This window comes from Clostridium sp. CTA-19 (genome assembly GCF_054767855.1).
On record NZ_BAAABH010000010.1, the window covers coordinates 42,118 to 55,111 of the forward strand.

10 protein-coding genes and 1 other annotated feature are annotated in these 12,994 nt (G+C 26.7%); of the genes, 2 read left to right on the forward strand and 8 right to left on the reverse strand.

Features of this window, described 5'->3' with window-relative positions; genetic code table 11:
• Positions 1 to 19: 19 nt before the first annotated feature.
• From ACYUE0_RS07365 to ACYUE0_RS07375, 3 genes are all read right to left on the reverse strand, one after another.
• Positions 20 to 1,039: a 3D domain-containing protein gene (locus ACYUE0_RS07365; RefSeq protein WP_061994041.1), complete on the reverse strand. Its 1,020-nt coding sequence runs from the start codon at positions 1,037 to 1,039 to the stop codon at positions 20 to 22.
• Positions 1,040 to 1,475: 436 nt separating this feature from the next.
• Complete coding sequence (locus ACYUE0_RS07370; protein ID WP_460270042.1) at positions 1,476 to 2,240, reverse strand: TatD family hydrolase; 765 nt, start codon at positions 2,238 to 2,240, stop codon at positions 1,476 to 1,478.
• 32 nt (positions 2,241 to 2,272) lie between these two features.
• Positions 2,273 to 3,784: a DUF445 family protein gene (locus ACYUE0_RS07375; protein ID WP_460270043.1), complete on the reverse strand. Its 1,512-nt coding sequence runs from the start codon at positions 3,782 to 3,784 to the stop codon at positions 2,273 to 2,275.
• A gap of 506 nt (positions 3,785 to 4,290) precedes the next feature.
• Between ACYUE0_RS07375 and gltS the strand changes: the two genes are divergently transcribed.
• Positions 4,291 to 5,475, forward strand: coding sequence for a sodium/glutamate symporter (gene gltS / locus ACYUE0_RS07380; protein WP_199869266.1), 1,185 nt, complete (start codon positions 4,291 to 4,293; stop codon positions 5,473 to 5,475).
• A gap of 386 nt (positions 5,476 to 5,861) precedes the next feature.
• Complete coding sequence (locus ACYUE0_RS07385) at positions 5,862 to 6,632, forward strand: histidinol phosphate phosphatase (protein WP_460270045.1); 771 nt, start codon at positions 5,862 to 5,864, stop codon at positions 6,630 to 6,632.
• A 64-nt stretch (positions 6,633 to 6,696) separates the two neighbouring features.
• Here the strand turns inward: ACYUE0_RS07385 and rbr are convergent, their stop codons facing one another.
• From rbr to ACYUE0_RS07410, 5 genes are all read right to left on the reverse strand, one after another.
• On the reverse strand, positions 6,697 to 7,290 hold the full coding sequence (gene rbr / locus ACYUE0_RS07390; RefSeq protein ID WP_010293906.1) for a rubrerythrin: 594 nt from the start codon (positions 7,288 to 7,290) through the stop codon (positions 6,697 to 6,699).
• Between the two features lie 160 nt (positions 7,291 to 7,450).
• Positions 7,451 to 9,385, reverse strand: a complete 1,935-nt coding sequence (gene metG, locus ACYUE0_RS07395) for a methionine--tRNA ligase (RefSeq protein ID WP_460270046.1) — start codon at positions 9,383 to 9,385, stop codon at positions 7,451 to 7,453.
• A gap of 64 nt (positions 9,386 to 9,449) precedes the next feature.
• Positions 9,450 to 9,700 (reverse strand) — a binding site (T-box leader).
• 139 nt (positions 9,701 to 9,839) lie between these two features.
• Positions 9,840 to 11,156 (reverse strand): TraB/GumN family protein, encoded by a 1,317-nt coding sequence (locus tag ACYUE0_RS07400; RefSeq protein WP_460270047.1) that lies wholly within the window; start codon positions 11,154 to 11,156, stop codon positions 9,840 to 9,842.
• A gap of 181 nt (positions 11,157 to 11,337) precedes the next feature.
• Positions 11,338 to 11,526: a hypothetical protein gene (locus ACYUE0_RS07405; RefSeq protein WP_460270048.1), complete on the reverse strand. Its 189-nt coding sequence runs from the start codon at positions 11,524 to 11,526 to the stop codon at positions 11,338 to 11,340.
• A gap of 17 nt (positions 11,527 to 11,543) precedes the next feature.
• On the reverse strand, positions 11,544 to 12,863 hold the full coding sequence (locus ACYUE0_RS07410; protein WP_460270049.1) for an erythromycin esterase family protein: 1,320 nt from the start codon (positions 12,861 to 12,863) through the stop codon (positions 11,544 to 11,546).
• Between the last annotated feature and the right edge of the window lie 131 nt (positions 12,864 to 12,994).

Here is a 12,994-nt window from a genome sequence, read left to right on the forward strand (position 1 = left end):
AAAAATAGGAGCTTAGCTCCTATTTTAAAATATAAACCTTAACGTTTCTTCTTCCCCAATTCATAGTTTCACTATAACTATTAAAGTAAACATCAATTATATTTCCTTTAATTGCTCCACCGGTGTCTTGAGCTATTGCGTACCCATAACCCTCTATATATACTTTAGTTCCTAACGGAATCACTCTTGGGTCAACTGCAATAGTACTATATCCATTTGGGTCACGAACACAACTTGTACCAGATGCTGTTATTCCATTATCATTTCCTCTATCTGCTGTATAGGCTGTGGATTCCATGACTACCATATCAGTATAATTTTCCTCTGCTCCACGTGAAGTTCTTACAGATGCTAAAGTACCAATGTCTACTATTTTATTTACTGGATTTTTTTGAACTTTTTCACCTACTACTTTACGTGAAACTTCTTTTCCATTTTCGTAAACAACTTCTGAGGTTATTAATTTCTCCCCATTTTGGCCTTCTTGAACTATATTTTCAGCACCTTCCGCTAAATCGTTATTTTCTCTTTTTTCTACTGCATATTCTAACGATTTAACTTCATTTTTAACTTCTTTGGCTACTCTTGTTATATTAATTTTCATTCCATCTTGCAGAAGTTCGTCTTTTGTTGGTGATATTTTATCTAAATCATTTATTGCAATTTTTTTAGAATCTAACATATTTTCCACATTATCTTCTGATGATTTAAATTTCAATACCTTGCCATCAACATTTACTTCAACATCTACAGCTTTCTTTATATAAATTTTGTCTCCATCTTTCACTTTACTGTCTAATGCTACAGATACCTTATCAAATGATTCTACCTTTATTTCTTGCTTATCTAATATTTTTCCTAAATCACTTGCTAATGTTGTTATTTGTACTTCCTGGCCATCAATAACTACTGATATAGTTTTCTTCATATTTACTATAGTAACTGCGCCCCCTATAACAGTAACGCACGTCGCTACCGCTAGAGTTTTTTTCCAAGACTTAAAAATACTACTTAGTCTTGTTTTTATATTACTAATCATAAAAATACCTCCCTTAGACAAGAGTACCTCGAAATTATACCTAAGATTTTTATTCCTGTCAAATTTCAAACTATTCTCTTGTGAATTGACTCCGTAAACGCATGAGTTTGAATCATACCTCACGACTTGTAATTGCAGATAAATCAATCCTTAAGGGTAGACTTAGTAGAAGACTTTTAATAAATTTTTTTGATGATGTTAATTAAATATATTACTTAAAATAATTAATTATTACTTTATGACAGTCAATGTTTTAAATTATTTTACAAATTCTTATAAAAATACCCTTTAAATTTTTTCATTATTAGTCATATTAAAGTACGAATTCCAAGTTATTCATCTACAAAACAAGTTACTTATAACTTAAATTAGATATCAATGAAAATATTTCATTATTTATTACTTATATGGAACAAGAGTAAAAATTATTAATAAATTATATATTAAATACCCTCTTAGTATTTGATACAGTTATATTTTCCACATCTGCTTTGTTTATTCCTTTTATTTCCATAATATTTTCTATAATATATTTTATATAGTCTGATTGATTTCTTTTACCTCTATTAGGAGTTGGCGCCATATATGGACAATCTGTCTCAACTAATATTTTTTCCATTGGTATTTCTTTTAATACTTCTTTTATAGTTTTAGCATTTTTAAAGGTAACCACTCCTGTTACCCCTATATAGTAACCTAATTTTATACATTCCTTAGCAAATTCAACACTTCCAGAAAAACAATGAACTACTCCTGTTACATCTGGATATTCTTTCATTATATCTAGTGTATCTTTGTGTGCATCTCTATCATGTATAACTACTGGAATTTTAAGCTCTCTTGCAAGTTCCATCTGCATTTTAAAAGCCTTTTGTTGAATATTCTTTGGTGGATTTTCCTCCCAATAATAGTCTAGTCCAATTTCACCAATAGCTTTTACTTTTTTATTTTTTTTATAAATATCTCTTAATTCATCTATTAATTTTTCATCTACAATGTCAGCATAAGATGGGTGTATACCTATTGCTGCATAAATAAAATCATGCTTATTAGACAATTCCACTGACATTTTCATACCATTGAAATCAGATCCACAATTTAAAACACCAATAACACCATTGTGTTTTATTTCTTTTATAACTTTATCTCTATCTTCATCAAAGCTTGTGTCATCATAATGTGCATGCGAGTCAAATATCATAATAAATTCCCCCTAATCAGTTTATATAATTACTACAGAATAGTTCCTAAAATCGGTGATAGTAGTCCCATAATTCCTCCAAGTAATCCTCCAAGCCATGTTATAGCTCTTAATTCCTTACTTGCAATTTCCAAAATTAATTTTTCTGCAAACTCTACTTCAAAGCTATTAATTTTATCTTCTATTATTCTTGATACATTAAAGCTATCAACAAGTTGTTTCCCACTATTTTGCATAAATCTATTATAGACTTCAATAATATTTTTTGACATATTATCAACTGTTCTTTCATCAACACTAACTAAAATATCTTTAATTTTTTTATTTTTAATTATTGTTATTAAATCTTCAACCATTGAATTTACAACATTTTTAATAATATCATCTTTCAAAACATCTTTATTGACAATATCTATAACTTTATTAATTAAATCCTTTGAATCAATATCCACTGTTTTTAATACTTCTTCTATATTATTTTTATTTTCAAATAATCCATTTTGAATTTTTGTAGCAAAACCGTCTATAATATTATTATCTTTTGCTTTAAAAACTATTAGATTTGATATGTTTTTTACAACTTCCTCTTTATTTTCTAAAGAAATACTATTTAAAACTTCACTTATAGACTTTTCTGAAAAACTATCTATAGCATTAGTTATTAACATAGATAGATCATCTATATTTTCTTCATTTGATAAAAAAGCATCTCCATATTCTAAGACTTTACCATATATCATATCGCTTTTCAAAAACATAGATATCATAGGACTCATTCCAGATATAGCTTTGTCTATGCCATCTTTAATTTTAATCTCTGTTCTTTCAGTTTTTAATATATCTTTTAAATACTCTGCTATTTTTTCACGATTATCACATGCATAAACTTTTAAAGCTACTATTAATCCTTCTGGTAATACATCCTTTAGTTTCTCTTCTGAGTCTTGCAAAATTTTTATATTTTTTTCTAATATGTTATTAATATTTCCAATTAACTCTTCACTATCTAAATACTCATTACCCTTATGTATTAAATTGTTTTTAAGTTTATCGTAATCCTTATGTAGTAATACTTCTTTAGGATTCTTTTCTATAATTTTTACAAGTTGTTTTTCAATAATTAAAGAAGATTCTCTCTTTATTTTTTCACTAATTTCAGAGTTTAAAATAGTTGATGAAATACTTTCTTTTAAAATATTGTCAACATTTAATTGTAAACTTGTATCTAATATATCTCCAATTGTTTTTTCACTTTCCTTAACTTTTAAAAACTTATCCTTAAAATATGATTTAATAGAATTGCTAATTTTTTCGCTACATAATGAATCTATAATTGTTTCCTTATCAAGCAAATGTTCTCCAACAGCATCTCCAACACTTTTAGCAATTCTATCTTTTTCTTTTGGTATTAATCCCGGAGTAAATGGTACTTTAACTCCAAGAATCCTTACCTCTTTATGCGGTTTAAATAACATCTTAATAGCTAACCAATTGGTAAAATACCCTATTATGGCACCTATTATAACACCTATTAAATATTTCAAATTTATCACTCCTTTAATTTAATTGTAAATAAATGCATTGATATTCTTTTAACATTAATAGCAGGTGTTATTACAATTGTTGTAAATTATGTAATAACCTATTAATACTTAGTCCACTAAATATTATATTCTATTTTCTTAGTTTATCCAATTCCTTCATATATTATATAGCAAAGCTTTTTATATTTTCTCCTTTCATATAAAAAAATGATATGATATTATTTTATCTTAACATTTTTTTATTTCTATTTAAATATATATTCACCATATTTGATAAAACTTTAACTATTTCTTTCATTTATCAGTATTTTTAGCCTAATTTAAAAAATGAAATAATTTTCAATTTCAAAACTAGTATATTTGAAAAAATTAGACATTTTATTGTGTTAACACAAATTATTCTCGAAATTTGGCTTATTTTACATTTGACTGAATTTTTTATATTATTGTAATATTGAAATGTAGTACTTTTTATTTTAATTAATTATATTAAAGGAGGATTATTAATGGTTATTGACTTAAGTATGATTCAAACTCTAGCAGTAGCAATAATTTTTTACTATGTTGGGTCTTTTTTAAAGAAAAAGGTTTCACTTTTAGAAAAATTTTGTATTCCTGCCCCTGTAATAGGCGGTCTTATTTTTGCAATTTTAAACTTTCTACTTAGACAATATAATATTGCAACTATAAACCTAGATGTAACATTACAAGATCCATTTATGCTTGTATTCTTTACAACAATTGGTCTTGGTGCTAGTTTTAAACTTATTAAACAAGGTGGAAAACAAGTTATAATGTTCTTTATAGCAGCAGTATCTTTAGTTGTTTTACAAGATATAGTGGGAGTTGCTGTTTCAAAACTTATAGGTGCTAATCCACTTCTTGGTCTTATTGCAGGTTCTATTACTATGACTGGTGGTCATGGAACTGGTGCAACATGGGGACACACTTTTGAAACTCAATATGGACTAGCTGGTGCTTCAGCTACAGCAATGGCAGCTGCGACATTTGGTCTTATCTGCGGTAGTATTATCGGTGGACCTATTGGCAAAAGATTAATTCAAAAGAATAATTTAAAAAGTGATTCTCTTGAATATGCAGCAGCTACAACTACTGCAAAAGAAGAACTATCATATAAATCATTATTTACTACACTATCAATAATATTTATATGTATGGGTGTAGGTAGTATATTAGAAATCTTCTTCACTAAAATAGGTGTAACACTACCTGCATATATAGATGCTATGATAATTGCAGCTATAGTTATAAATTTTGGTGAAGTAACTAAGAAATTTAAAATCAATACAGCTTGTACTGATGCAATAGGAAATATTGCGTTAAATGTATTCCTTTCAATGGCCTTAATCAGTCTACAATTATGGCAATTAAAAGAGACAGCTGGACCACTTCTAATATTACTAAGTTGCCAAGCAGTATTAATGTTCATATTCGCATACTTTATAACATTTAGACTTATGGGTAAGGATTATGATGCTGCTGTTATGTCTGCAGGTCACTGTGGATTTGGAATGGGTGCAACACCTAATGGTATGGCTAATATGGATGCTGTTACTTCTAAGTTTGGACCATCTCCAAAAGCATTCTTTATATTACCAGTAGTAGGAGCATTCCTTGTAGACTTTACAAATTCTGTTATTATAGCTGTATTCGCTAACCTTTTTGGCTAGTTTTTAAAGTTAAATAAAAGAATTTAAAACATATAACATATAACATATAAGTTTAAGAATAATTTTGTATTTTAAAATATCACAATTAAAATAAAGTTTTAGAACTATTTTAATAAGAATTTAATTTTTATTAAAATAGTTCTTTTTTATATTAATGTACCTTAAGTGGTATAATTATATTATGTAATTACTTTTATAGGGAAACAAGCTCCAATTTAAATTTATTCAATAATCTTAAAGTATTTTTATATAAAATGTAGTGTTGAATTTGAAGTGATTCGGAGCATGCCTCACTATTTTAGGTATCCAAGTTTTGAAATGGATAATCTTAAAAGTCAACTTGGAACCATATATAAACTAATTATTAAATTTAAGGCGGTGTTTATATGTTTGATACCCACATACATACTAACTTTTCTAGCGATTCTGAAATGAATATAGATATTGCTATAAAAAAAGCTAGAGAATTAAATTTAGGGTTAACTATAACTGATCATATGGATTTAAATTATCCAGATAAAACAAAATTTAAGCTTGACATAGATAGTTATTTTAACAACTATCTTAACTGCAAAAGCAATGATTTACTTTTAGGCATTGAACTTGGAATGGATGAAAATTTTTCAGATGAAAATTTAAATATTGCAAAAAAATATGATTTTGACCAAATAATTGGATCTCAACATTCTGTAAATGGTATTGATATTTTTGATAAATCATTATACAAAGGTAAATCTAAAGACTATATCTTTACTACATATTTTACCGATATGATAGCTTCTATTAATACCCATAATTATATTGATATTTTAGCACATATAGATTATATATGCAGATATTGTACTTTTGAAGATAAAGAAATGCATGTAAGTGAATATGGTGACTACATAAAGGAAGTTTTTAAACTTTGTATTGAAAATAATATAGTAGTTGAACTTAATACACGAAGATTTAACGATGATAAAGCTATTAAATCTTTAAAAGACATCTATTCAATTTATACTTCATTAGGTGGAACCCTTGTTACTATTGGTTCTGATTCTCATGTTCCTGAAAATATAGGTAGATCTTTTAAAGAAGCTGTTGATTTTTGTGATGTTTTAAATTTAAAACCAGTACATTTTAAAAATAGAAAAATAGAATATGAAAAAATATAAACAAAAACTATGGAATTATATATTTATAAATATAATTCCATAGTTTTTTTATTTAAATTATATATTATTGTTCAGTACCATAATATCTTTCATAATATCCTTGAGGATATTTACACAATGGACATGCAAGTGGTGCTGTTGTTCCTTCATATATATATCCACAATTCATGCATCTCCATGAAATCTGCTCATCTCTTTTATAAAGTTTATTTTCTTTCATAAGTTGATATAGTAATTTATATCTTTCGTAGTGGGATTTTTCAACTTCTATTATATGCTTAAATGCTATAGCTACTTCCTTAAATCCCTCTTCTTCTGCTATTTTTTGAAACTCTGGATAAACAGTAGTCCATTCATTATTTTCTCCATTAGCTGCATAATTCAAATTTTGTTCTGTTGTTCCTGTTGCTACTGGATAAGTTCCATCTTCTATTAATACTTCAGTTTCCGGTGTCAACGCTTGAGCTAATAAATCAAAAAACACCTTTGCATGGGCTCTTTCGTTATTTGCTGTTTCTGTAAAAACATGATATAAATATTCATTATTTTCTTTTTTAGCTACCTCTGCATAAAATGTGTATCTGTTTCTTGCTTGAGATTCGCCAGTAAAAGCTCTCATAAGATTTTTTTCAGTTTTACTACCTTTTAAAGTTGGCATATAAAAACACTCCTTTTAAATCTATTCTACAAATTAGAATTCCCTAAAATTTAAATATAATTCTTATACAGTGCTTTCTAAATATCCAAAATTTTTATAAATTATAATTTAAAATAAAAGTAAAAACTGTCTCATTTCGAGACAGTTTTTATTACTTATACTATTTCACTATGCTTCCAGCTGGAACATCACCAGGATTTACAGCAAATAATTTACTATCATCATCAGTTGATGCACATAGTATCATACCTTGTGATAATTCACCTCTTAATTTTACTGGTTTTAAGTTTGCAACTAAAACCACATTTTTACCTACTAATTCTTCAGGTTTATAATGCTGAGCAATTCCAGATACAACTTGTCGTACCTCTCCACCTAAATCAACTTTTAATTTTAAAAGTTTTTTAGCTTTTTTAATTGGCTCACATTCTAAAACTTTAACAACTCTTAAATCTATTTTGTCAAAATCATCTATTGTAATTTCTTCCTTTATAGGTTCCATTTCTTTAACTGCTGCTGCTTTTTTAGCTTCTTCTGCAATCTTATCAAGTTCTGCTAATTTAGCTTCAACATCTATTCTTGGGAATATAGCTTCACCTTTGCAAACTTTAGTTCCAAAAACTGTTCCATTAAATTCTTTTAAGCTGTCCCAAGTTATATTTGTTGCATTTATTTGTGCATTTATTTTCTCACTTGTACTTGGTAGGAATGGAGAAACTAAAACAGAAACTATTCTTAAAGACTCTGCTAAGTTATATAAAACTGTAGCAAGTCTTGGTTTTTGTTCTTCATCTTTTCCAAGAACCCAAGGAGTTGTTTCATCTATATATTTATTTGTTCTTCTTATTAATGTCCATATATGATCAAGTGCAGCAGGTGCATTAAATTTATCTAAAGCTTCTTCTGCAAGTTTAGGGGTATTTAATGCAAGTGAAATTAGCTCTTCATCTAAAGACTCTTTTACTTGTGGCTCTGGTATTACTCCATCAAAATATTTTTCTATCATTGTAACTGTTCTTGAAAGTAAGTTTCCAAGATCATTTGCAAGATCTGAGTTTGTTTTCTTTATAAATATTTCATTGTTAAATAGCCCATCAGCTCCAAATGGAATTTCATGTAATAAATAGTATCTTACTGCATCTACACCAAATTTATTAACTAAAATAACTGGATCTACAACGTTACCTTTTGACTTAGACATTTTTCCACCATCAACAAGTAACCATCCATGACCAAATACTTGCTTTGGTAGTGGCATATTTAAAGCCATTAACATTATTGGCCAATAAATTGTATGGAATCTTAATATATCCTTTCCTATTAAGTGAACATCTGCTGGCCAATATTTTTCTAAAAGCTCAGTATTTTCACTATTATATCCTAATGCAGTTATATAGTTTGATAATGCATCTATCCAAACATATATAACATGACCTGGATCAAATTCTACAGGTATTCCCCAAGTAAATGAAGTTCTTGATATACATAAATCTTGTAATCCTGGTCTTAAGAAGTTATTAAGCATTTCATTTTTTCTTGACTCTGGTTGTATAAATTCTGGGTGAGTTTCTATATACTCAATTAATCTATCAGCATAATTAGACATTTTAAAGAAATATGCTTCTTCTTTTGCCTTTTCAACTGGTCTTCCACAGTCTGGGCATTTTCCGTCTACTAATTGTGTTTCAGTCCAGAAAGATTCACATGGTGTACAATATAGTCCTTCATATGAACTTTTGTATATATCACCTTGATCATATAACTGCTTAAATATTTTTTGAACAGCTTTCTTATGATAATCTTCAGTTGTTCTTATGAATTTATCATATTTAATATCCATTAATGTCCAAAGACTTTTTATTCCAGCAACTATTTCATCTATATATTCTATCGGTTGAACGCCCTTTTCCTCTGCTATTCTTTGAAGTTTTTGACCATGTTCATCTGTTCCTGTTAAGAACATTACATCATGACCTGTTAGTCTTTTAAATCTAGCTATAGCATCTGCTGCAACTGTAGTATACGTATTTCCTATATGAAGATTTGCAGATGGGTAATATATCGGTGTTGTAATATAAAACGGTTTTTTACTCATTTTTATTCCTCCTATGATTATCTTAATTTTATACAAATAAAAAGTCTCTATACGAAATTAATCGTATAGAGACGTAATATACACGTGTTACCACTCTAATTTATACTTACCTTACAATAAGTACCTCAGTAAGTGACTCAACCCTAAAGTATTTATCACCTTGCAATATATCGGTTGCCACCGTACTTTCCTAACTATTGCTCAGAAAGTCTGCTCCAAGGCCATGTTCATAGTGTTTTCTGACGCTAGCTTTCACCTACCCTAGCTCTCTTCGGACATTATTATCACCATTACTCTTCTTTTCATAGCATTATTTCAATATTTATTAATATAATATGTTAAATTAAAAATTCTGTCAATATAAATTTTAATATTTATATACGTTTTATTTATTATATCCATTAAAACTTTAAATATAATTAAATTAATTAATCTTTTCTTATTAACATTTTAATCACTTTCTTAACTCTTTAAAAAACTCTTCGTCATTCCATTCAATCGGCCTTGGGTTTTTTATTACAATTTCTGCTTGAAAAAAGTCTGTAGTTACACCTTTATCATTTTTAAACATTTCTTCATCTCCATATGCATATTGAAGTTCAAATAACTCTTTATACATTTTCTTCTTGTAGGGGCTTTTTTTATTATCTAATGCAATTATTCTGTTACTATTTTCTATACCAGCATCTTTTAAAGTATTTTGTAATTCTGTAGTAATACTATTATACCTCTCAGTTTCATAACTAAAATTATTAAATCTCTCCCCATCTTCATATACTGTATTTATACTATATATTTTGCCGTTAAACTTCAAATCATTATTAAGATTTTTTGCTAAAAATTTTACTCCATTAAATTGGCTTTGATATGCATGAGCTATTCCGTAATGAATATATGTTTTTCCTTCACCAAAATGATCATATATACTAATAATATTTTCATAACTTAACTTATCCCTTGTCTCATAAAACTCTTTATTAACATATGGTCCACCCTTTTCTGGGTTACCTATTTGAGACATATTTTTTAAATTGTTTAATATAAATTCTATATTAAACACCTCTTCTTTATTTAAATGTTTTATATATGCTTCATTATTTTCTTTAATATCATTTTCAAATTCCTCAATTGCTTTTATATATTCATTACTTCTTTCAGTATAAAGTTCTTCCTTCTCATTACACTCTAAAATTTTTTCAATTTTATCTATTTGTTCTTTAGGTAAATTATTATATTTCTCTAAAATATTATTGAAATAAAATTTTACTCCATTATATGATTCTATTGCTTCAATACCAACAAACTTTAACTTTTTTTCATCTGGCAATTCTTTATTTTTCAAATAAATTTTTTTAAGCACTTGTTTTTCATCCTCAGTATATACTATATTAAAAAAATTATTAAAAATATCATTTAATAGCTTTTCATCCCCAGTTTGTAAATATTCATTTATGAAACTACATTCTGCATATCCATTCTCCACAAAAAAGTATTTTAAACCCCAATTATCTATTAAATAATTAACAAATTTTTCTTTAATATAAGTATTTTCCTTCATGCCATGGGTTTCATTTGTAAAAACTATATTTTTATCTTTTATATTATCCAATATTAAATCTAAATCTTTGTTATCATTAATATCATTGAGCTTTAATTCTCTACTATTTTTTTTAACATAATCAACATTATTCATCGGCATGTTATAAATAATTCCCACGCCAATAGCAATAATTATAATGCCTATACTTATAATTAATCCTTTTTTGTTCATGATAAATCCCCCCTTTATCAAAAAAAATTTATATAAAGTTAATTTTTACTACTTCATATGTTTTTCATTATAAAACTATTAAACATAATTTTATTTAATAAATTTATATATTATATAATATTAATTTTTACATAAAAAAGCGTGTGTTTACACGCTAATTCATATTTTAAAATTATTTTCTTTAATCTCTTGGTGTATATCTATTGCAAGGTTTTCCCCAAGTATATTTGCCTTTTCTAGCACATTCAATTCCATTAACTATACCGCCACCAAGTCCTCCAACTACGTTACAGTTACATGCACAATCACATGTACACATATTACCAAATGTTCCTTCACTATTACTAAATCCCTTAACTATAATATTCATTCTCTCTCCCTACATACTTAACGTTTTAATTTTTTTATTATTTCCTCTCCATACCATTTAATTGGTGTTGGATTTTCTATTATTATTTCTGCTTGAAAATAATCTGTAGTTACACCTTTATTAGATTCGAATAATTTTTCATCCCTATACACATCGATAAATGTAAAACATTCTTTAAATATTTTCTTTTTATATGGACTTTTTTTATTATCTAATACAATTATTCTATTTCCATTTTCTATGCCAGCTTTTTTTAAAGTTTCTTCTAAATCTGTAGTAATACTATAAAAACTATAAGGTGATAGATCATCATAATTATATGCCTCACCATTTTTATACAGTGTGTTTATACTATAAATCTTATCTTTAAAATTCGAATCTTCTTTAAGATTTGCACCTAAAAATTTTACATTATTTATTTCTCTTTGATAAATATGATCCATACCATAATGAAGATAATACTTTCCACCACCAAAATGGTCATATATTTTTTTAAAGTTTTCATAGTTCATTTTATCTCTTGCTTCATAGAATTCTTTATTATTACTTATTCCACCATCTATTAGTGGCACTAATTTAGAAGTATTTTTTAAATTATTTAGTATACATTCAAGGTTAAATACCTCGTATTTATCTAATGATTGTATATATTTTTTTTCATTTTCCTTTATATCTTTCTCTAAATCTTCAATTGCTTTTACGAATGTGCTACTTCTTTCACCATTAATCATTTCTTCTTCAGAACATTTTAAAACCTTATTTATTTTCTCTAACTGATCTTTAGGAATATTATTATATTTATTTTTTATGTGTTTAAAGTAATAAGTTATGCTTCCATCTTGCTGTTGAACATCAAGTCCAATTATAATTAATTTTTTTTCTTCCGGTAAATCTTTATTTTTTAAATATAATTTTTTTGCCAATTCCTTTGAAGACTCATCACTCATAGCTCCAAATACTCCGTTTTCAAAAATATCATCTAATAATTTTTCATCTCCAGTTTGTAAATATTCATTTAAAAGAGTTCCTGATGCATATCCACATTCCATTAAAAAGTATTTTAAATCCCAATTATCCATTAAATAATTTACAAATTTATATTGAATATCTGCATTTTCATTAATACCATGATTCTCATTTGTACACACAATTGTTTTATCTTTTATATTATCCAATATTAAATCTAAATCTTTGTTATCGTTAATATCATTGAGCTTTAATTCTCTACTATTTTTTTTAACATAATTAACATTATTCATCGGCATGTTATAAATAATTCCCATTCCAACAGCAATAATTATAATGACTATACTTATAATTAATCCTTTTTTCTTCATGATAAATCCCCCTTTTATCAATTCAAAATTTATATAAAGTTAATTTATACCACTTCATATGTTTTTCATTATAAAACCATTAAACATAATTTTAGTAAATAAAAGATGAATTTTATTAATTAAATTTGTAT